21 protein-coding genes, 1 tRNA gene and 1 riboswitch are annotated in these 20,619 nt (G+C 68.0%); of the genes, 10 read left to right on the forward strand and 12 right to left on the reverse strand.

What is annotated here, in order from left to right; translation table 11 throughout:
- The first annotated feature begins 1 nt into the window (after nucleotide 1).
- The 3 genes from NDR87_RS28200 (at nucleotide 2) to NDR87_RS28210 (ending at nucleotide 1,526) form a co-directional block, all read left to right on the forward strand.
- Nucleotides 2–775 (forward strand): enoyl-CoA hydratase family protein, encoded by a 774-nt coding sequence (locus NDR87_RS28200; RefSeq protein WP_251916414.1) that lies wholly within the window; start codon nucleotides 2–4, stop codon nucleotides 773–775.
- Between the two features lie 6 nt (nucleotides 776–781).
- Entirely contained in the window at nucleotides 782–1,393 is a 612-nt protein-coding gene (locus NDR87_RS28205; RefSeq protein WP_251916416.1) for a TetR/AcrR family transcriptional regulator, read from the forward strand.
- A gap of 60 nt (nucleotides 1,394–1,453) precedes the next feature.
- Nucleotides 1,454–1,526, forward strand: a tRNA-Glu gene (locus tag NDR87_RS28210).
- Between the two features lie 29 nt (nucleotides 1,527–1,555).
- Here NDR87_RS28210 and NDR87_RS28215 read toward each other — a convergent pair.
- From NDR87_RS28215 to thiD, 5 genes are all read right to left on the reverse strand, one after another.
- On the reverse strand, nucleotides 1,556–1,708 hold the full coding sequence (locus NDR87_RS28215) for a hypothetical protein (RefSeq protein WP_251916417.1): 153 nt from the start codon (nucleotides 1,706–1,708) through the stop codon (nucleotides 1,556–1,558).
- A 116-nt stretch (nucleotides 1,709–1,824) separates the two neighbouring features.
- Nucleotides 1,825–3,837: a glycosyltransferase family 39 protein gene (locus NDR87_RS28220; RefSeq protein WP_251916420.1), complete on the reverse strand. Its 2,013-nt coding sequence runs from the start codon at nucleotides 3,835–3,837 to the stop codon at nucleotides 1,825–1,827.
- The gene (locus NDR87_RS28225) at nucleotides 3,834–5,072 is read right to left on the reverse strand and encodes a bifunctional glycosyltransferase family 2/GtrA family protein (protein WP_251916422.1); all 1,239 of its coding nucleotides are present in this window, start codon (nucleotides 5,070–5,072) and stop codon (nucleotides 3,834–3,836) included. Before NDR87_RS28225 ends, NDR87_RS28220 begins: the two co-directional genes overlap by 4 nt.
- Nucleotides 5,073–5,252: 180 nt before the next feature.
- Nucleotides 5,253–5,756, reverse strand: a complete 504-nt coding sequence (locus NDR87_RS28230) for a nitroreductase/quinone reductase family protein (RefSeq protein WP_251916424.1) — start codon at nucleotides 5,754–5,756, stop codon at nucleotides 5,253–5,255.
- A 34-nt stretch (nucleotides 5,757–5,790) separates the two neighbouring features.
- Entirely contained in the window at nucleotides 5,791–6,633 is an 843-nt protein-coding gene (thiD, locus tag NDR87_RS28235; protein ID WP_251916426.1) for a bifunctional hydroxymethylpyrimidine kinase/phosphomethylpyrimidine kinase, read from the reverse strand.
- Nucleotides 6,634–6,695: 62 nt separating this feature from the next.
- Here thiD and NDR87_RS28240 point away from each other — a divergent pair, with 62 nt between their 5' ends.
- Entirely contained in the window at nucleotides 6,696–7,346 is a 651-nt protein-coding gene (locus tag NDR87_RS28240) for a TetR/AcrR family transcriptional regulator (protein WP_251916428.1), read from the forward strand.
- A gap of 46 nt (nucleotides 7,347–7,392) precedes the next feature.
- Entirely contained in the window at nucleotides 7,393–7,800 is a 408-nt protein-coding gene (locus NDR87_RS28245; protein ID WP_251916430.1) for a VOC family protein, read from the forward strand.
- A gap of 114 nt (nucleotides 7,801–7,914) precedes the next feature.
- Here the strand turns inward: NDR87_RS28245 and thiC are convergent, their stop codons facing one another.
- Complete coding sequence (thiC, locus tag NDR87_RS28250; protein ID WP_251916432.1) at nucleotides 7,915–9,567, reverse strand: phosphomethylpyrimidine synthase ThiC; 1,653 nt, start codon at nucleotides 9,565–9,567, stop codon at nucleotides 7,915–7,917.
- Nucleotides 9,561–9,687, reverse strand: a riboswitch (TPP riboswitch). (Overlaps the previous gene by 7 nt.)
- A 142-nt stretch (nucleotides 9,688–9,829) precedes the next feature.
- Nucleotides 9,830–11,221, reverse strand: coding sequence for a lipase family protein (locus NDR87_RS28255; RefSeq protein WP_251916434.1), 1,392 nt, complete (start codon nucleotides 11,219–11,221; stop codon nucleotides 9,830–9,832).
- A gap of 99 nt (nucleotides 11,222–11,320) precedes the next feature.
- On the opposite strand from NDR87_RS28255, the gene NDR87_RS28260 reads away from it, so the two are divergent.
- Nucleotides 11,321–12,007: a TetR/AcrR family transcriptional regulator gene (locus NDR87_RS28260; RefSeq protein ID WP_251916436.1), complete on the forward strand. Its 687-nt coding sequence runs from the start codon at nucleotides 11,321–11,323 to the stop codon at nucleotides 12,005–12,007.
- 17 nt (nucleotides 12,008–12,024) lie between these two features.
- Here the strand turns inward: NDR87_RS28260 and fahA are convergent, their stop codons facing one another.
- The 3 genes from fahA to NDR87_RS28275 all read right to left on the reverse strand — a co-directional run bounded on the left by fahA (nucleotide 12,025) and on the right by NDR87_RS28275 (nucleotide 15,264).
- On the reverse strand, nucleotides 12,025–13,206 hold the full coding sequence (gene fahA / locus NDR87_RS28265; protein ID WP_251916438.1) for a fumarylacetoacetase: 1,182 nt from the start codon (nucleotides 13,204–13,206) through the stop codon (nucleotides 12,025–12,027).
- Complete coding sequence (locus NDR87_RS28270; RefSeq protein WP_251916440.1) at nucleotides 13,203–14,417, reverse strand: homogentisate 1,2-dioxygenase; 1,215 nt, start codon at nucleotides 14,415–14,417, stop codon at nucleotides 13,203–13,205. Before NDR87_RS28270 ends, fahA begins: the two co-directional genes overlap by 4 nt.
- A 220-nt stretch (nucleotides 14,418–14,637) precedes the next feature.
- Complete coding sequence (locus NDR87_RS28275; RefSeq protein WP_251916441.1) at nucleotides 14,638–15,264, reverse strand: TetR/AcrR family transcriptional regulator; 627 nt, start codon at nucleotides 15,262–15,264, stop codon at nucleotides 14,638–14,640.
- A gap of 295 nt (nucleotides 15,265–15,559) precedes the next feature.
- Between NDR87_RS28275 and NDR87_RS28280 the strand changes: the two genes are divergently transcribed.
- The 4 genes from NDR87_RS28280 (at nucleotide 15,560) to NDR87_RS28295 (ending at nucleotide 18,708) form a co-directional block, all read left to right on the forward strand.
- Nucleotides 15,560–17,386 carry an acyl-CoA dehydrogenase gene (locus tag NDR87_RS28280; protein WP_251916444.1) on the forward strand — a complete coding sequence of 609 codons (1,827 nt, stop codon included), beginning with the start codon at nucleotides 15,560–15,562 and terminating at the stop codon, nucleotides 17,384–17,386.
- Between the two features lie 55 nt (nucleotides 17,387–17,441).
- Nucleotides 17,442–18,080 carry a hypothetical protein gene (locus tag NDR87_RS28285; protein WP_251916446.1) on the forward strand — a complete coding sequence of 213 codons (639 nt, stop codon included), beginning with the start codon at nucleotides 17,442–17,444 and terminating at the stop codon, nucleotides 18,078–18,080.
- A gap of 68 nt (nucleotides 18,081–18,148) precedes the next feature.
- Nucleotides 18,149–18,436 (forward strand): Uma2 family endonuclease, encoded by a 288-nt coding sequence (locus NDR87_RS28290; RefSeq protein ID WP_251916448.1) that lies wholly within the window; start codon nucleotides 18,149–18,151, stop codon nucleotides 18,434–18,436.
- Between the two features lie 38 nt (nucleotides 18,437–18,474).
- Nucleotides 18,475–18,708, forward strand: a complete 234-nt coding sequence (locus tag NDR87_RS28295) for a Uma2 family endonuclease (protein ID WP_251916450.1) — start codon at nucleotides 18,475–18,477, stop codon at nucleotides 18,706–18,708.
- A 30-nt stretch (nucleotides 18,709–18,738) separates the two neighbouring features.
- On the opposite strand, the gene NDR87_RS28300 is transcribed toward NDR87_RS28295, so the two are convergent.
- A complete protein-coding gene (locus NDR87_RS28300) occupies nucleotides 18,739–19,554 on the reverse strand; it encodes an exodeoxyribonuclease III (RefSeq protein WP_251916453.1) in 816 nt (271 codons plus the stop codon).
- A gap of 105 nt (nucleotides 19,555–19,659) precedes the next feature.
- Nucleotides 19,660–20,613 carry a GNAT family N-acetyltransferase gene (locus NDR87_RS28305; RefSeq protein WP_251916455.1) on the reverse strand — a complete coding sequence of 318 codons (954 nt, stop codon included), beginning with the start codon at nucleotides 20,611–20,613 and terminating at the stop codon, nucleotides 19,660–19,662.
- Nucleotides 20,614–20,619 lie beyond the last annotated feature (6 nt).

The raw sequence follows: 20,619 nt of genomic DNA on the forward strand, positions 1-20,619 counted from the left end.
TATGACCGAGGCGCCCTACGTCCGCTACGAGGTGCGGGACGGATTCGCGGTCCTGACCCTGGATTCGCCGCACAATCGAAACGCGCTGTCGTCCAGGCTCGTTCAGGAACTGCTGGCCGGGCTGGAGCGGGCCGGTGCGGACGGGCAGGTGCGCGGCGTGGTGCTCACCCATACCGGCAACACCTTCTGCGCGGGTGCGGATCTGAAGGAGGCGCTGGATGCCGATCCGGCGGCCGCCGCGGATATCCGCACCCGGTGGATGGTGTCGGTACTGCGTACCATCCTGGAATTGCCGAAACCCGTGGTGGCGCAGGTGAACGGCAATGTGCGCGCGGGCGGGATGGGCATCGTGGCGGCCTGTGATCTCGCGGTGGCCGGACCGGAAGCGAGCTTCGCGTTGACCGAGGCGCGAATCGGATTGGCCCCGTTCATCATCTCGCTCACCCTGTTGCCGCGGATGAGCCCGCGCGCGGCGGCCCGTTACTTCCAGACCGGGGAGACCTTCGACGCCGCCGAGGCGCAGCGGGCCGGATTGATCACGGTGGCCGCCGAGGATCCGGCCGCGGAGGTGGCGCGGCTGGGTGCGCGGTTGCGGCTCGGTTCGCCGCAGGGACTCGCCGAGAGCAAGCGGCTGGTGAACGCCGCCCTGCTTGCCGAATTCGATCGATCCGCCGACGACCTGGCCAAACGGTCCGGCAGTTACTTCGGCACCCCGGAGGTGATCGAGGGTATGACGGCCTTCTTCCAGCGCCGCCCGCCGAACTGGGCACAATAGGCGATCATGGCTACCCCGCACGAACCCAAGCAGGACCGCAGCCGGGCCACCCGGCAGCGGCTGCTCGAGGCGACCATCGACTGCCTGGCCGAGATGGGCTGGGCGGCCGCGACCGTGGCCGTGGTCGCCGAGCGGGCCGGGGTCTCGCGCGGGGCGGCGCAGCATCACTTCCCGACCCGGGAGGATCTGATCACCGCCGCACTCGAGTACATGTTCGACACCCGGATGGCCCAGGCCAAGGCCGAGGCGACGGCCATGAACGGGATCGCGGAGGGCGTCGGGCGCACCGAGGCCGTGGTCGCCGGGCTCGTCGAGTCCTACACCAGCCCCCTGTTCAAGGCGGCGTTGCAGGTGTGGACCCATGCCGCGGCCGATCCGGCGCTGCGTGAGCGCATCGTCCCGCTCGAGGCCCGCTTCGGTCGTACGTCGCATCGGATGGCCGTCGAGGCCCTGGGCGTGGACGACTCCGATCCCGTGGCCCATCACCTGGTCCAGGCCACCCTCGACCTCGCGCGCGGGCTCGGCCTGGCCGACGTGCTGACCGACGACTCCGCCCGGCGCAAGGAGATCGTGCAGCAGTGGTCGGCCACCCTGCATGCCGCGCTCACCGGGAAGTGAGCTGGATTACCGGATTTGGCCGGGGCGGATGCGGCGGTTAAGCTAGCGGAGCTTCGTTCTGGTCCCGTCGTCTAGCGGCCTAGGACGCCGCCCTCTCAAGGCGGTAGCGCGGGTTCAAATCCCGTCGGGACTACTCTTCGGCCCCGCCCATTTCGGGCGGGTTCACCAGCCGAATATCTCGGCCAGCTCGATGGATTCGTCATCCCAGCGTTCCTCGATGGCCCGGCGTTCGGATTCCGGCAGGTCTTCCGACCATCCCATCCGACGCCAGAACTCCTCCCGATGTTCGTCGCTGAGTGGGCGGGGCTTGTCCATGATGCACTCGGATCGCTCGGCGATTACTCGAGGGTAGGCCCCGGCCCCGCCGTTCGGGCCCGCTTCCACCGAACGAATCCCGTCGCCGAAACGGTTGCCGCTCAGCGCCGTTTGGCTCAGGTCGTGCGCCGCTGCGTCAGGTCGTACACGGTCACCCCGTCCACCACCCGCGGCGTGAAGTACTCGCGCACCCACTCGGTGATCTGCGTGGCATAGGAGGTGTCCCGCCGCTCCTCGCGCCCATGCTCACCGCCCACGATGAAGTAGTGAATCCGACCCTCGGCCACATACCGATAGAACTGTTCGGGTGTGGGCGACGGATCGTGACCGCTGAAGCCGCCGATCGGCATCACCGGCAACTGGGTCGCCAGCTGATATCCGGACGCGGTCATGGAACCGACGGTCGCCGCGGCCCAGGTGTACGCCCCGCCGTTCTCCGCCAGCAACCGCACCACCTGCGCACTGGTCCGACTGTCGAAGAACCCGGGCCCCGCCCCCGGCGGATGACACCGCTGTGCGGTCCCACCGGCGGGGGGCTGGCCGGAGCCGGGGCCGCGATCATCCTGTGGCCCAGCGGCGCTGGATCCGGAAACCGGTTCGCTCGTGGGGGATTGGCACGGTGGCGATTGTCCCGGGTCGTCGAAACCCGGCCCGAAATGCATCGGCACCTTCGGCCCGGCCATCGGGATCGGTCCGGTGTGCGGGATCGCGAGGGTTTCCACGGTGTAGGTCAGCGGACCCGCCAGGCAGACCGCGACCGCGGTCAGCGCGATGGCCGGCCGCCCGCGGCGCGACGCCGGAAGCGGCAGGGCGATCGTGACCGCGATACCGGCGATCAGCACGACCCAGCGCAGCCAGGGCAGGAAAGAGGCGGTGCGCGACAGCAACAGCCATGCGGTGGCCACGGTGAGGCCGACCGCCACCGCGGTCGTGAGCCGCACCCACCGGCGTTCTCGATTGCGCCACAGCATGATCGAGCCGAAGCCGATCAGCGCGGCCAGTGCCGGGGACAGGGCGACCGTGTAGTACTGGTGGAAGATCCCCCGCATGAAGCTGAACACCAGTCCGGTCACCACCAGCCAGCCGCCCCACAGCAGGTATGCGGCTCGCCGCCGATCGGTGCGGGTTGCCCTGCCGCACAGGATGATTCCGGCGATCAGCAGCACCAGCGCGGCCGGGAGCAGCCAGGCGATCTGACCGCCGACGGCCGATTGGAACAGCCGCGTGATGCCCGCGCCCTCGGAGAAGGGGCCGCCGCCGCGGTGCCCGCCCGGACCGCCGCCGTTGAACTCCTCGCCGTTGAGTCGGCCCAGGCCGTTGTAGCCCAGCGTGAGCTCGAGGATCGAGTTATGGGGTGAGCCACCGAAATACGGCCGCGCATCGGTCGGCCACAGCTCCGCGATCAGTACCCACCAGCCCGCGCCGACCAGCACACCCACCCCGGCGGCGAGCAACTGCGCGATCCGCACCCCCAGGCGGGGCGGCCCGGCGATCAGGTAGGTCAGCGCCAGCGCGGGGACGACCAGCATCACCTGCAACTGCTTGGCGAGGAAGCCGAAACCGACGAACAGTCCGCACAGCACCAGCCAGCAGGTGCGACCGTCCTCGACCGCCCGCGTCAGCGCCCACGCGGCGGCGACCATCAGCAGCACCAGCAGCGCGTCCGGATTGTCGAATCGGAACATCAGCGCCGCAACGGGAGTCAGGGCCAGCGTGAGCCCGGCGAGCAGCCCGGCCGTACCACCGAACGTGCGCCGCACCGTCGCCCACAGCAGCGCGACCGCGCCGACGCCCATCAGCACCTGTGGGATCAGCAAACTCCAGCTGCTCAGCCCGAAGAGCCGGATCGACAGGGCCATCGGCCACAGTGCGGCCGGTGTCTTGTCGACGGTGATCGAGTTACCGCCATCGGAGGATCCGAACAGGAACGCCTGCCATGACACCGAACCGGCCTGCGCCGCGGCGGCATAGAACGTATTGGCCCAGCCGTTGGCGCTCAGATTGCACAGATACGCGATCGCCGTGCCGACCAGCAACACCGCCAGCGCGATGTACTCCCGGCGCGTTCCCGCCGTCGGCGAGGGCGGCTCGGCCGCCGGCGCGGACGGGCCGAGTACCGCGGTGGTCATCGCGCGATATCCGAATCGACCGCATTGCGGAACACCCAGCGCAGCCCCACGAAGCGGGTGAGCGTGGCGACCAGATTCGCGGCCACCAGCACGAACAGCTCCCAGTGCACCGCGGCGTCGGATCCGGCCCAGTGATGCAGCGCGAACAGCGACCCACTGGTGAGCAGCCACGCGAAGGCGAAGATCAGCAGGCCCTGGAAGTGCTGCGAGACCACCCGGGTCGAGCCGCGCACGCCGAAGGTGAAGGCCCGGTTGGCCGCGGTATTGGCGATCGCGGTGAGCAGCAGCGCGGCGAAGTTCGCGAGCTGCGCGCCGATGACGCCCTGCAGCAGCACATACAGCAGCAGGTAGGCCAGCGTGGAGATCACGCCGATGATGCCGAACCGCACCAACTGCCCGACCATCCCCAGCGGTACCCCGTCGACCAGGGGTTCGCGTCCCACGGCCGCGCGCAGCTCGTTGACCGGCAGCGCACCCGTGGCCAGGCCCTTGCCCACCCGCCACACGCCGAGCAGATCCTTGCGCGCGGTGTCGACGATGTCGACGCGGCTGTCCGGATCGTCGATCCAGTCCACCGGCACCTCGTGGATGCGCAGCCCGGCGCGCTCGGCGATCACCAGCAGTTCGGTGTCGAAGAACCACTCGCCGTCCTGCACCAGCGGCAGGATGCGGCGGGCGACCTCGGTGCGCATGGCCTTGAAGCCGCACTGGGCGTCGGAGAAGCGGGCCTGCAGCGACGCCTTGAGAATCAGGTTGTAGCAGCGGGAGATGAACTCGCGCTTGGGCCCGCGCACCACCCGCGACGACTTCGCCAGCCGGGTGCCGATCGCCAGATCGGAATGCCCGCTGACCAGCGGCGCGATCAGCGGCAGCAGTGCGTTCAGATCCGTGGACAGATCCACGTCCATATAGGCGACGACCTGCGCGTCGGAGGCCTCCCACACCGCGCGCAGGGCGCGCCCGCGCCCCTTGCGGTCCAGATGGATCACGCGCACCCCGTCGAGCTCCTCGGCGAGGCCGTGGGCCACCTGCAGGGTGGTGTCGGTGGAGGCGTTGTCGGCGATGGTTATTCGCGCCGAGAAGGGGAAGCCCTCGCCGAGAAAGGCGTGCAGTCGGCGCACACACCCCGCGAGGTCGCGCTCCTCGTTGTAGACCGGAATCACCACATCCAGCACCGGGGTGCGCACCGCATCACGGATGGGTACTGCCTCAATGGCCGTCACTGTCTCGGACATGCAATCTAACCTCGGTGATCAGCCTTGGGCACCGCTGCGGTCGAGCTGGGAGGTTCCTGGGAGAGGGCTCTCGAGACCTTCCATTCGGAACTTTTCCGTGCACCGAGGCTAGCAACCTGCTGGCGATCCTGCTATCCGAGCGGCCGGTACTGTTACCGACTCAACTCCGATCTTGGAGCTTCAACTCCGCTCGCCGAACTCCAGCACGACCAACGGAATCGGTCGATCGATCTTGGCCTGGAAATCGGCCAGCAGCGGATTGTTGGCCAGCACCCAATCGGCGAATTCGCGGTACTCCTCGCCCTCGAGCACCCGGCCGCGGCCGGTGTAGGTCTTACCGCCCAGCTCCACCCTGATGGCCGGATTCGCCTTGATGTTGTGCCACCATGCCGGGTACTTGTCCTCCACGAACGAGCTGACGTAGACGGTGTCGCCGCGATAGAGGTGGCCCAGCGGAACCGTATGCTCGCGGCCGCTCTTCGCGCCCGTGGTGGTGAGCAGCAACAGGTCCGCGCCCTCGTAGGCGCCGCCCACCTTGCCGTCGTTGGCGCGGAATTCGGCGATCACATCGTCGTTCCAGTGCGCGATGTCGGTTTCGGAGAAGTCCTGGTTCCAGGGCGCCGCGGGATCGTCGTAAGAGGTGATTTCGGGTCGATCCCCGTGTGCCGCAGTCGATTCGCTCATGACTGCAGTATGCCTGGGGGTGCCGACAAAAACCTCAGTCTCGCAGTCGCCACAGCGGCGATACCGGGCCGTGGCCCGCGCCGAGATCGTAGGCGGCCCGCAGGCATCGGGTGGTCCACTCCTTGGCGAAGGCGATCGCCTCGGGGACCTGGTAGCCGTGGGCCAGCGCGCAGGCCGTGGCCGCGGCGAGGGTGTCGCCGCCGCCGTGGTCGTTGCCGGTGCGGATGCGCGGCGCGGACAGTTCGTGGAAATGCTCGCCGTCGTAGAGGATGTCGGTGCTGAACTCCGAGGACCGCAGGTGGCCACCCTTGACGATCGCCCAGCGCGGGCCCAGGGCCAGTAGCGCCTCGGCGGCGGTGCGGGCGGTGCGATCGTCGGTGACCTCGATTCCGGTCAGCAGCCGCACCTCGTCCAGATTCGGGGTGACGACCGTCGCCAGCGGAATCAGTGTGTGCCGCAACGCATCCAGCGCCGAGGCGTGCAGCAGCGGATCGCCGTGCATGGAGGCCGCGACCGGATCGACCACCAGCGGGACGGCGCCGTCGCGGCCGATGCCCACCTCGCCGCAGACCTGTGCGACCGCCTCGATGATGGCCGTGGAGGCCAGCATGCCGGTCTTGGCCGCGCCGATTCCGATGTCGCCCACCACGACTCGCACCTGATCGGCCACGGTCTGCGCCGGAATCTCGTGAAAACCGCTGACCCCCACCGAGTTCTGCACGGTCACCGCTGCCACGGCGACGCAGGCATGCACGCCCAGCAGGGCCATGGTGCGGGAATCGGCCTGGATTCCCGCACCGCCGCCGGAATCGGTTCCGGCAATGGTGAGGACGCGGACCGGGGTCTGGCCGTCGGTGGGCAGCGGCAACAGTTTCACGAGATGAAGCCTACTATTCTGTAACAGAACGGATCATTCCGTTCAGGTGCTATTGTGGATGGATGCCGAAGACAGCCGACACTCCCGCCCGCAAGGGACTCCCCGGGCGCAAGGCCCAGGCCGCCCGCAACGACGGGATCATTCTCGCGGCCGCCCGCGAGGTCTTCCTCGCCGATCCGGGTGCGCCCATCGCCGCGGTGGCCGAACGGGCGGGGGTGGGGATCAGCGCCCTGTATCGCCGCTATGCGTCCAAGGAGGCGTTGCTGCGCACGCTGTGCTACGACGGACTGTGCCGCTACAACGTGGAAGCCGAGGCGGCGCTGGAAAATTCGGACGATTGGCAGGTGCTGGCCGACTTTCTGCGCCGGGTGGTGGACGCGGATGTGCACTCGTTGACGGTGCGGCTGGCCGGAACCTTCACTCCCGACGAGAGCTTCGTGCCCCAGGTGCGCCGGTCCGGGGAGCTGAACGAGGAGATCATCCGCCGCGCCCGCGCCTCGGGTCGGTTGCGCGCCGGGGTCACCCCGCACGACCTCGGCCTGATCCTCGAGGCCTGCGCGGCCATCGCCCTTCCCGACCAGGCCCGCACCGCCGAGCTGCGCAGGCGGATGCTGACCGTGCTGATCGACGGACTGACCGTCGCGGGCGAGCTGCCGGGCCCTCCACCGGCCCCGAACGAATTCGCGCAGCGCTGGCAGCCGCGCGACCGATGAATTACGCACGACCGCCCCGTCGATACCGGTAACCGAAGGAGCCGTCATGAACTGGACATTGGAAGTGGTGATCGTCCCGGTCGCCGACGTCGATCGGGCCAAGGCCTTCTATCACGAGAAACTCGGCTTCGCCGTCGACCACGACACCTCGTTCGGCGAGGGCATGCGGATCGTCCAGCTCACCCCGCCCGGATCGGGCTGCTCGATCGTGATCGGCACGGGCGCGGTCCCGAAGATGGAGCCGGGCTCGCTGAAGGGTTTGCAACTGGTGGTCCCCGATATCCGCCGCGCCCACACCGAACTGGTCGAGCGTGGCGTCGAGGTCACCGACGTCCAGGTGATCGGTGCGAACCCGCGCCCGGTCCCCGATCCCCTCGACAATGTCGGCTTCGTCTTCTTCGACGATCCCGACGGTAACAGCTGGGCCGTACAGCAGATCTCCAGCCGCGCTTGATTTCTCTCGTTGCCCCGCCCGCTCTCTCGTTGCCCCGGACGGAGCCCGGGGCAAGGCGGTACCCCGGGCTCCGCCCAGGGGCAACGAGAGACGCACGGCGAGAACGGAAGTCCGCTACGACACGACCGGCAGATACACCTTCCCGCCGGCCTCGGTGAACTCGGCCGACTTCTCGGCCATCCCGGCCTCGAACGCCTGCTCCTCGGACAGGCCCTGCTTGGCCGCGTACTCCCGCACATCCGCGGAGATGCGCATGGAGCAGAACTTCGGCCCGCACATCGAGCAGAAGTGCGCGGTCTTGGCCGGTTCGGCGGGCAGCGTCTCGTCGTGGTACTCCCGGGCGGTGTCCGGATCCAACGACAGCGCGAACTGGTCGCGCCAGCGGAATTCGAAACGCGCCTTGGACAGTGCGTCGTCGCGCTCCTGGGCGCGCGGGTGGCCCTTGGCCAGATCCGCGGCGTGCGCGGCGATCTTGTAGGTGATCACCCCGGTCTTCACATCGTCGCGGTTGGGCAGGCCCAGATGCTCCTTCGGCGTGACGTAGCACAGCATGGCCGTGCCCGCCTGGGCGATGATCGCCGCACCGATCGCGGAGGTGATGTGGTCGTAGGCCGGGGCGATATCGGTGGCGAGCGGGCCCAGGGTGTAGAACGGCGCCTCCTCGCACAGCTCCTCCTCGAGCCGCACGTTCTCCACGATCTTGTGCATGGGCACATGCCCCGGACCCTCGATCATCACCTGCACGCCATGGGATTTCGCGATTTTCGTCAGCTCACCCAGCGTACGCAGCTCGGCGAACTGCGCCTCGTCATTGGCATCGGCGATCGAACCCGGCCGCAGGCCGTCGCCCAGGGAGAAGGTGATGTCGTAGCGCGCCAGGATCTCGCACAGCTCGGCGAAGTTGGTGTACAGGAACGACTCCTGATGATGCGCCAAACACCAAGCGGCCATGATGGATCCGCCGCGCGAGACGATGCCGGTGACCCGCTTGGCCGTCAGCGGCACGTACCGCAGCAGCACGCCCGCGTGCACGGTCATATAGTCCACACCCTGCTCGGCCTGCTCGATCACGGTGTCGCGGTAGATCTCCCAGGTGAGCTTGGTGGGATCGCCGCCCACCTTCTCCAGCGCCTGATAGATCGGCACGGTGCCGACCGGCACCGGCGAGTTGCGCAGAATCCACTCGCGGGTCTCGTGGATGTTCTTGCCGGTGGACAGGTCCATGATGGTGTCGGCGCCCCAGCGGGTGGCCCACACCATCTTCTCCACCTCCTCGGCGATCGAGGAGGTGACGGCCGAATTGCCGATGTTCGCATTGATCTTCACCGCGAACTTCTTGCCGATGATCATCGGCTCGGATTCCGGATGGTTGTGATTGGCGGGGATGACCGCGCGCCCCGCGGCCACCTCGTCCCGCACGAATTCGGGTGAAACCCCTTCGCGCGCGGCGATGAAGCGCATCTCGGTGGTGACGATACCCTGCCGTGCCCAGGCCAGCTGGGTGCGCGGGCCCGGCACCTCCGGTTTGGTCCAGCCGTCGCGCAGCTTGGGCAGGCCCGCCTCCACATCAATGGTCGCTGTGGCATCGGTGTACGGACCCGAGGTGTCGTAGACGTCGAAGTGCTCGCCGTTGGTCAGGTTGATCCGTCGCACCGGGATGCGCAGCGTCGTGCCCTCGGCGTCGACCTGCTCGTAGTGCTTCACACTGCCCTCGATGGGGCCTGTGGTGACGGCGTCGACCGTGCTCGAGGCATGCGTCGGTGACATTCGTGAATCCTCCCTACGCCGGCATTACCCGGTCAGGTTCGAACGGTCGACGGCCCTGATCCGCCCGAATGGGCTAGCCGTCCTCTCAGCCCGCTGGTGCGAGCCCCCGTTGGTCGATGTGCGGTTGTGCTACCCGGCCGAGGGTACCTGCGGCCTCGACCGGGGCGCCAGGGGACCGTCAGGTTGACCGAAATCCGCCGAAAACGGACATTTCGATAGGTTGACCAGCGCTTTCGATAGGTCCCACGAATGAGAGCGGCGTTCAGTTCTCCCTGGGGCCGATCGGCCAGCCGAGTGCCCCGGCCATCGCGTTCAGGTTGATGATCGTCTGCTGGACGAAGGCATCGGGACTGGCGAACATCGAGACGACATTGTCGGTGCGGCAACCGATCTGGTCGGGGGCATTGGGTGCGAGCCTGCCCTTGATCCAGCCGAATGCCTCACCCATGCCCAGCGTGGTCAGGGTCAGATGTTCGCTGAGGTGATCGCGCTTGTAGATCACCGAGCTGCCGCCGTCGCACCACTGCTTCACCATCCGGTCGTTGGACCACACCGGCACGGCCTCGTCGAAGACGCCCTGGTACACGAACATCGGGGCGGTCGGCGGATTGTGGCCGAGCACCAGGCTGTCGAACACCTCCTTGATCTCCGGCAGCGCGAGATACTGCGCGATCGGAATCGTCAGCAGTCGTTGATAATCCACGAACATCGCGGTCAAGGCGTTGCGGGACAGGCACTGCCGGTTCGTGCGGTCCATCAGTGCCCGCCCCTCCGGGGTCAGGTACTTGTTGGTGGTCTCGGCGAACTTGGGGTACGCATTGCTCAGCGACGCGATGCCGATGGCGATCAGGCTGGAGAACATCGAGCCGTTCACATGCAGCAGCGACTGCACATCGGAGGTCGGCGCGCCCAGCGCGACACCCTTGATGTTCAGCTCCGGCGCATAGCTCGGCTGCATCTCCGCGGCCCAGCCGCTGCCCATCCCGCCGCCGGAGTAGCCCCACAGCGCGACCGGCGTATTCGCCCCGTCCAGGCCGAGCGGCTCGAACCGCTGCGCCGCGCGCACGCTGTCCAAAACCATGTAGCCGGGTTCCCTGGCCACCGCCAGATGTCCGTTGACGCCCTCGTAGTCCGGAATCGCGACCGCATAACCCTCGCTCATGGCCGCGGCCAACCCGAGGTATTCGCTGTTGGAGTGGATGCCCTCGAGTCCGGCCAGCCCGGTGCCCTGCTGCAGCACGTACGACGGCGCGCACTGCGGGGCCGCGCTGTCGTAATAGAACTGGGCCGACAGCAGCGGCCGATGCCGGGCGGGGTTGGCGCCCATGGGCATCGCCACCGTGGTGACCGCCGCCGTCGGGATCCCGTTCAGATCGGTGGTGCGGTACAGCAGCTGCCAGGACTTCACCCGCACCGGCAGGATGGTCGCGACCGCGAGCTGCACCGGCCGCGAGCGCAGGATCGTGCCGGGTTCGGTGGCCTCGAAGCCCTCCGGCGGTTTGTAGAACGGATCCACTTGCGGCGCAAGGGGTTGGGCTTGTGCGGGTGCCGGGGCGGAGTTGCCCAGCAGCAGGGCGGCGGCGAGGGTCATCGCCGTCGTGAGCGCCACCGCGGGCCATCGGCGGCCGCGGCGATCCCCATTGATCACAGACACGTCCTGTCCTTCCCTCCATCAGGTGTGACAGGAATTACAACATGCCTTCCAATTCGCAACAAGAGTTCTTTTTACAGGTCGCCCTACTATCGTCGGGGTATGACCCGCAGCAACCCCGCCGCGCAGCCCGCTCCGTCCCCGGCGCGGCGCCGGATTCGCGGCCTCGACGCCGAGGAGCGCAGCGCCCAACGTCGTCGCCAGCTCCTGGACGCCGCTACCGAACTGTTTGCCCGCCAGGGTTTCTCGGGCACCTCGATCGAACAGATCTGCCAGCACGCCTACGTCGGCACGAAGGGCTTCTACGACCACTTCGACAGCAAGGAAGCCTGCTATATCGCGCTGCTGGAGCAGATCACCGCGCAGTTTCAGCAACGGGTGCTCGCGGTGGCGGTCGAATCGGCGCAGTTGGACTGGCCGCAGCGGGCGGCGGCCGTGATCACGGCGTGGGTGCACGCCCTCGCCGACGATCCGCGCCTGGCGAAGGTGACCTTCGGCGAGGCAGGCGGCATCTCACCGACCGTCGAGCGGCAGCGGCGCAGCAACCGGCGGTGGGCGGCGGCCTTCCTGGACGGGCAGTGGTCGGGAGAACCGGATGCCGATCCGGGCGTGCAGCGGCAGCGCATCGCCCTGGCGCTGGCGACCATCGGCGGCATGTTCGAGCTGGTCACCGACTGGCTGCATCATCACGACGACGGCGGCTCACCGGATGCGGCCGAAACGCTGATCGAGGACCTCGTGCACTTCTTCACCACCGTCGACTCCGGTCGCCGGGCCGCCGCGCCGTAGCGCGGCGGCCCCGCGCCTCAGCGCGCGGGCAGGATCCGTCCCCGGACCTCGCCCAGGCCGATGCGCCCGCCGCCGGGTCCGGGCGCGGTGGCGCTGATCGCCACCTCGTCGCCGTCTTCCAGGAAGGTGCGCTTGGTCCCGCCGACATCGATGGGTTCGCTTCCGCCCCAGGACAATTCCATGAACGAGCCGCGCTGCTCGCGCTCCGGGCCGGAGATGGTGCCGGAGGCGTACAGATCGCCCGGCTGGGTCGAGGCGCCGTTCACCGTCATATGCGCGAGCATCTGCGCGGGCGACCAGTACATCCGGCGATAGGGCGGGCTCGCGACCAGCTCGCCGTTCCAGTGCACCGCGAGATCCAGGTCCAGGCCCCAGGATTCGCGCTCGCGCAGATACGGCAGCGGTTCGGGTTCCTGGCCGGGCAGCGGCACCCGGGCCTGCTCGAGGGCGGCCAGGGGGGTCACCCACGCCGACATCGAGGTGGCGAACGACTTGCCCAGGAACGGTCCCAGCGGCTGATACTCCCAGCCCTGGATATCGCGCGCCGACCAGTCGTTGACCAGCGCGACGCCGAAGACGTGCGCGGCGAAATCGTCGACCGGAATCGGGCGGCCGAGCTCGGAGCCGACGCCGACCACGAAGCCGAGCTCCGCCTCGATGTCCAGTCGCTGCGACGGGCCGAATTCCGGTGTGCCCGAAGGGGTCCGACGCTGTCCCCGCGGCCGGACGATCTCGGTGCCGGAGACCACGACGGTGCCCGCCCGGCCGTGATAGCCCACGGGCAGATGCCGCCAGTTCGGCAGCAGCGGTTCGCCGTCCGGGCGCAGCAGGCGGCCGAGGTTGGTGGCGTGGTCGATGCTGGCGTAGAAGTCGACGTAGTCGCCGATCGCCACGGGCAGCCGCAACCGCACCGCGTCCACCGCATGCGCCGCGGCGGTGGGGATGTCGCCGCCGAGCCGCTCCCGAACGCGGTCGCGCACCTCGCGCCAGCGGGCGGGCCCCTGGGCCAGGAAGGCGTTGAGGGTGGGCCGGGCGAAGGTCGAATCGTCCAGCAGCACGGCCAGATCCACGACCGAGTCACCGAATCGCACGCCCACCCGGAACTCGCCGCCGCCCTCGGGGGCGAACACGCCGTAGGGCAGATTGTCGAGGCCGAACAGGGCATCGCCCGCCACCTCGATACGCAGCGTGCCGGTCATTGGTTCTCCTCCCCGGCCTTCGGCCCGCGGCCGGACCAGGTCCACGCGTAATTGGGATCTTCGCAGGCCAGCGCGCCCTCGCCGAGGCCGAGCGGTCGGAAGGTGTCGACCATGACCGCCAGTTCGTCGAAGAACTCCGCCCCGATGCTGCGCTCGTAGGCGCCCGGCTGGGGGCCGTGCGCATAGCCGCCGGGATGCACCGAGACCGAGCCCTGCGCGATGCCGGAACCCTTGCGCGCCTCGTAGTTTCCACCGCAGTAGAACATGATCTCGTCGGAGTCGACGTTGGAGTGGTAGTAGGGCACCGGAATCGACAGCGGGTGATAGTCCACCTTGCGGGGCACGAAGTTGCAGATCACGAAGTTGGTGCCCTCGAAGGCCTGATGGGCCGGCGGCGGCTGATGCACCCGGCCGGTGATCGGCTCGAAGTTCTCGATATTGAAGGTGTAGGGGTACAGGCAGCCGTCCCAGCCGACCACATCGAACGGGTGGGTGGCGTAGATCAGCCGGGTGCCGACGATCTCCCGGCCGGGCCGGTGCTTGACCAGCACCTCGACCTCGGTGCCCTCCTCGAGGCGCAATTCGGTGGGGCCGTGCAGATCTCGCTCGCAGTAGGGCGAATGTTCCAGGAACTGGCCATATTTGGATAGATAACGCTTCGGCGGGGCGATATGCCCGGTGGCCTCGATGACATAGGCCCGCAGTGGTTCGTCGTCGGCCGGACGCCAGCGGTGCGTGGTGGCACGCGGTAGCAGGACCTGGTCGCCCCGGCGGACCGGCAGCGAACCGAAGACCGTGTCCACCGTGCCGGCACCGGATTCGATGTAGACGAGCTCGTCACCGATGGCATTGCGATACAGCGGCGATTCCCGGCGCGCCACGACATAGGAGATGCGCACATCGTCGTTGCCCAGGACGAGGCGGCGGCCGGTGACCACATCGGTCTGCGCCGGTGTCTCGCCGGGGAACAGCTCGGGCAGGCGCAGATGCCGGTGCCGCAGCGGATGATTCGGAACGATCGCCTGATTCGGCGGCTGCCACGGCGTCGAATCCACGATCGCCGGTGGCAGTGCCCGGTGATACAGCAGCGAGGAGTCGCTGGAGAAGCCCTCCTCGCCCATCAACTCCTCGTAGTACAGCCGCCCCTGCTCATCGCGATGTTGGGTGTGCCGCTTCGGGGGCACCGACCCCAGTTGCCGATAGAACGCCATGCCCGCTCTCCCGCCAGGTTGCTGGTCGGATAGTAGATTTTTTCTCATCCTAGCTATCCGAATTGTCCCGTCGAGGGCTCTTTCGGCGTTCCGATCGGATTGTTCATCGGGTATTTGGTGTGAGCGGTGCTCAGTGATTGCGTTTCCGGCATGCGATCGGCCGGAATCCGGCGCGATTGCAGTCCGGAAACCGGCCGGATTGAGTACCAGTCGCGCCAAATCAGGCGCTGCGCAGCGCCCGGTAGACGGCCGCACCCACGAAGGCCCCCAAATCCTCTGGGCTCCAATCGCCTTCACCGGACAGCAGCGTGCGCACGGCCCCCTCGCCCGCGGAGACCCACAGCTCGACCAGGGCGGGCAGCTTGCGGTCGGCGTCGGCGGTATCCCAGGCGCGCAGCGTCGGGCGCAGGCGGCGGGTGCAGCGCTCGATGGCGAAGCGGCGGCCGCGTCCGAACGAATGCGCCACGGCCGGATCGGGATTGCCGTACAACAGCTTCCAGGTGTCGGGGCGGGCCGCGACGGTTTCCAGCAACGCCCGGAAGCCCTCGACGAACACCTCCTCGTCGGCCTCCACGCGCCGCCGCGGCAGCGCGTCCATGATGCCGTCGAGCAGATAGCCCTCCTCGCGCCGGATCAGCGCGTCGATGAGTTCGACGCGGTCGGCGTAGCAGGCGTAGACCACGGGGCGGGTGACGTTCATGCGCTCGGCGACGGCGGCGATGGTGACGGCCGCGATGCCGTCCTCGACCGCGATCCGCAGCGCGATGTCGAGCACCTGCGGGCGGCGGCGTTCGGGTCCGAGATGCTGAGCGCGCTGACGCGGTCGCACGGCCGATCTCGAACCCATGATCACCAACATATCAGCGCCGCCGAGGGGTGTCCGCCGGCATCCGGCTAACTTCTGGCACTCGATCGCCTCGGCCGAGCCGCGCAACGTTTGGCCTGTTGCGCCCGGTTTGTACGAGGTACAAACTGGTGGCCTGGCGTTTCGGAGCCTACGGTTGCGTAACCGAACGGCCGTACGGCAACCTCCAGGTACAACATCAACCCCAGCGTGTGCGGTCAGGCCTGGAGGCGGCAGCCTGCGTAACCATGGAAGGCTCCGCACGCGCTGCAGTAGACACAGCCGAGGAGGCCCTTCCGTGTCGCACTACAAGGCGAACCTTCGTGATATCGAGTTCAACTTGTTCGAAGTGCTGGGAATCGGGGCGCAGCTGGACGCGGGCAACTACGGCGATCTGGACACCGAGACCGCTCGGGGCATTCTGACCGAGGTGCTGCGGCTGGCCGAGGGCCCGGTGGCCGATTCGTTCGTCGACGCCGATCGCAACCCCATTCGGTTCGACGCGGCCAATCACGAGGTCGTCGTGCCGGAACTGCTGTCCAAGACGGTGGCCGCGGTCAACGAGGCGGGCTGGTCCGCGCTGGGCATGCCAGAGGCGATGGGCGGGGTGAACTCGCCGTCCCCGCTGTCCTGGGCGACACAGGAAATGCTTGTGGCGGCGAACAATTCGGCCGCCTTCTTCAATATGGGCCCGCTCATGCACCATGTGCTGTTCGTCGAGGGCACCGAGGAGCAGCAGCGCTGGGCCCAGCACGCCTGGGAAAACCGCTGGGGCGGAACGATGGTGCTCACCGAGCCGGACGCCGGTTCCGATGTGGGCATGGGCCGCACCAAGGCGGTCCAGCAGCCCGACGGCACCTGGCATATCGAGGGCGTCAAGCGCTTCATCTCCGGCGGTGACGTGGGCGCGACGGCCGACAACATCTTCCACCTCACCCTGGCCCGGCCGGAGGGCGCGGGCCCGGGCACCAAGGGCCTGTCGCTGTTCGTGGTGCCGAAGTACCTGTTCGACCGGGAGACAATGGAACTCGGCGAGCGCAACGGCGTGCTGGTGACCAACCTCGAGCACAAGATGGGCATCAAGTCCTCGCCCACCTGCGAATTGACCTATGGCGGCGAGAAGCCCGCCATCGGATATCTGGTCGGCGAGGTGCACAACGGCATCGCGCAGATGTTCAAGGTGATCGAGCACGCCCGCATGATGGTGGGCGTGCTGTCGGCGGGCACGCTGTCCACCGGTTATCTGAATGCCTTGGAGTACGCCAAGACTCGCGTCCAGGGCGCGGATCTGACCCAGAACGCCGACAAGACCGCCCCGCGCGTCACCATCACCCACCACCCCGACATCCGCCGCAGCCTGGCGCTGCAGAAGGCGTATTCGGAGGGTCTGCGGGCGCTGTATCTGACGTGTGCGGCCTATCAGAGCCCCGATATCGCCGAGGCCAACTTCGGCGCGGATCCGGAACTGGCCGCGCGGGTGAACGATCTGCTGCTGCCGATCGTGAAGGGTGTCGGTTCGGAGCGGGCCTACGAGGTGCTGACCGAGACCCTGCAGACCTTCGGTGGTTCGGGCTATCTGCAGGACTATCCGATCGAGCAGTACATCCGGGACGTGAAGATCGACTCGCTGTACGAGGGCACCACGGCCATCCAGGCGCAGGACTTCTTCTTCCGCAAGATCGTTCGCGACAAGGGCGTGGCGCTCGGCCATCTGGCCGGGCTGATCCAGAAGTTCGTCGATGCCGACGAGGGGCAGCTCAAGACCGAGCGGGCGCTGCTGGCGACCGCGCTGGCCGATGTGCAGGCGATGGCGGCCGCGCTCACCGGTTATCTGGTCGCCTCCCAGCAGACCCCGGCCGAGATCTACAAGGTCGGCCTGGGCTCGGTCCGATTCCTGCACGCCGCGGGCGATCTCGTGATCGGCTGGCGGCTGCTGGAGCAGGCCACGATCGCGCTCGCCGCGCTGGAGGGGCAGCCGTCGGAGAAGGACCGGCTGTTCTACACCGGCAAGGTCGCGGTGGCGTCCTGGTTCGCCAAGAACCAGTTGCCGCTGCTGACCAGCGTGCGTTCGGTGCTGGAGAACCTGGATCTCGACATCATGAATCTGGACGAAGCGGCGTTCTGACGCCCGTTTTCCGCCAATGACGGGAAGGCCGCCCGAATAGGGGTACAACTACCGCATGGTCTTCCCGGTGGATTTCGGCTGGCTGCAGGCGCTGATCGCCGTACTCTTCGTGATCGGCGTCGTGCTGGTCCTGACCGCGCTGCTGAAGGCGCGCAAGGTCGGCTGGCACGCGCTGATCGGGCGCGGCACCAGCGCGCTGGCGGTGCTGCTGGTGGCGGTGGTGATCCTCTGGATCACCACCCTGCTGCAGAGCTTCCTCGGCCTGACCGGCGAGGTGAAGGCCGCTCACCTGGTCGCCAAACCCGTTGCCAACGACCCGCATACGCTCATGGTCGAGCTGACCCTGTTCGGCGACGAGGAGCACCCCGAACAGCGCGCCACCTATCAGGTCGAGGGCGATATGTGGGTCCTGCAGGCCAACATCGTCGAACTCGAACCCTGGGTGAACGCCCTGGGCTTCCACTCCGGCTACAAGGTGACCCGCCTCTACGGCCAACGCCTCGACGGGGTCGCCGTGAAACAGAACCAAATCTTCCTCAACGGCAGCGACCAGGACTTCTTCGAAGACATGCGCGACCAGACCTGGTACACCAAGCCCTTCGTCCGTTCCGCCTACGGCAACGCGGTCATCGCCGTCCCCGGCTCCTACGACGTCTTCATCTCCCGCGACGCCATCAAAACCCGCCCGGCCTAGGGCGTCGGTCGGTACACGACGAGTGGGATAGTCTCGGCGTATTGGTCGCCAGGAGAGGAGCGAAAGCGATGGCTTTTCCTGCGCAGCGGCTCTTGACCATTGCGGATTTCGCCGCGCTCGAGGAGGACGAGCGCGGCCGGTGGGAGCTCGTGGAGGGGAATCTGATGGTGGCACCATCGCCCACGCCGCAGCACAGCAATGCCGCGGGCGAGCTATATATGCAGCTCAGGCCTCAGCTTCCGCAAGGTGTCAAGCTTCTGCTGGACGTCGACCTCGATCTGCAGCTGGCCCCCGACGGGGGAGCCGGGCACGGCGCGCAGGCCCGATCTGTTCGTTGTCGAGAAGTCCGAGTATGACCGGGTGGGCCGTGAAGGTGGAATCCTCCGTGCCCCTGGTGATCGAGATCGTGTCCAGGGGTTCGCGACGGACGGATTATGTGATCAAGCGCGGTGATTACGCGGACGCGGGTATTCCGCACTACTGGATCGTGGACCTCAGCGATCCGGTCAGTTTGCTGGCCTGCCATCTCGCGGGCGAGATGGGATATGTGGACAACGGCGAACACGCCGAAACGTTCACTACCACAGCGCCGTTCCCGGTCACGATCGACCTCGCCGCCTTGCGCTGAGCGGCCGACCGCCAGGCTCGGGAATCGGCCTCAGTCGGCGAGCTCCACGACGACCGGGGCGTGGTCGGATGCCCCCTTGCCCTTTCGCTCCTCACGGTCGACCATCGCGTCCTTGGCGCGGGCCGCGAGGGCGGGGGAGGCGAGGATGAAGTCGATCTTCATGCCCTCGCGGCGGGGGAAGCGGAGTTGGGTGTAGTCCCAGTAGGTGTAGATGCCCGGGCCGGGGGCGAAGCGGCGCAGGAGGTCGGCGTAGCCGGTGGCGACTATGGCGTCGAAGGCGTCTCGTTCGGGTTGGGAGACGTGGGTTTTGCCGCGGAAGAATTCCGGGGACCAGACGTCGTCGTCGGTGGGGGCGATATTCCAGTCGCCGCACAGGGCGATCTGGGTCCGAGGGTCGGCGGTCAGCCACTGTGCGCCCGAATCACGCAGGGCCGCCAGCCATTCCAGCTTGTAGGTGTAGTGCGGATCGTTCAGGGCGCGGCCGTTGGGGATGTAGAGGCTCCAGACCCGGACGCCGCCGCAGGTCGCGCCGATGGCCCGGGCCTCCACGATCGGGGCGGCCAGCAGGGAGGTCTCGGCGTCCTTGTCGAAGCCGGGCTGGCCGGGGAAGGTGATCTCGATGTCGTCGAGGCCGACGCGGGAGGCGATCGCCACCCCGTTCCACTGGCTCAGCCCGGTGTGGGCGACCTCGTAGCCCGCCTCCTCGAAGCGCTCCGTGGGGAACTGGTCGTCGCGGCATTTGGTCTCCTGCATGGCGAGCACGTCGATATCGGCGCGATCGAGCCACGACACCACCCGATCCAACCGCGATCGAATCGAATTCACATTCCACGTCGCCAAGCGCATGGAGTTCCTCTCCGTCCTCTATTGCCCCGTCCCCGATTGCCCCGGCACGCTCCCCGTCCCCGATTGCTCCGGCACGCTCCCTGTCCCTGATTGCCCCGGCACGCTCTACGCCGGGGTGGCGTAGCGGTAGTGGTGGTGCTCGATGAAACCCATCTCCCGATACAGCCCCAGGGCGGCGGCATTGTCCGCCTCGACCTGCACGTAGGCGTGGGTGGCGCCGTGCCTGTGTCCCCAGCGGATCAACTCGGCGCACACCAGCGTGCCCAGCCCGTGGCGGCGATGCGGGGCCGCCACGGCGACGCAGCTCAATCCGATCCAGCGCCGCCCGTCCGGCGCGGTGGTGAGCGCGCCGCGGCCGATGGCCAGCGGATCGGGCAGACCCAGTGTGGCGAAACCCAATTCACCCTCGTGCACGGCCGTCAGCACCGCGGTGTCGGGCAGCGGCGGCGGCAGGTCGACGACGTCCTCGCCGCGGAAGCGATGCAGATCCAGCCAGCTCCGATTCGGCTCGGCCTCCACCCGCACCATCGAAGGTCCTTGGGGGAGGACGAAATTGCCGATATCGATGCCGAGCACCGCGGTCTCGCTCCAGGTCCGCCAGCCCGGCGGCACCGGCGCCAGCCGGTCGGGCAGCCGCAGGCGCGGGGGCAGACCGCGTTCGGCGTACCACGCGGCGATGCCGCGCAGGGTATCTACGTGCAGCCGCGCCGGTTCACCCGAAATGCCCACGGGAACGGCGGAATTGGCGCGATTGGTATAGCCGTTTCCGGCCGACAGCAGCCAGCCGTCCAGCCGAACGCGCTCCACCCCGGGCCAGCCGTCGCACGCGGCGGCCTCCAGGGCACGAATCTCCGTGGTGCGAATCGGCCTGGGTCCCAGCGCCTTCACCGCCACGATGGCGTCGGCGTCCACCGTGACGGTGTGCCCGTCCCTCGTCCGCACCGTCAGCGGATCGTGGCCGATCAGTTCGCCGATCACATCGGTGAATTCGTGGGAATGACCGGCGGGCAGCCGATATCGCACGACGACCCGCCGCCCGGAGGGAATCTCGGACGTCATGGGCGC

Source organism: Nocardia sp. CDC159, from assembly GCF_023740735.1.
Lineage (GTDB): Bacteria > Actinomycetota > Actinomycetes > Mycobacteriales > Mycobacteriaceae > Nocardia > Nocardia pulmonis.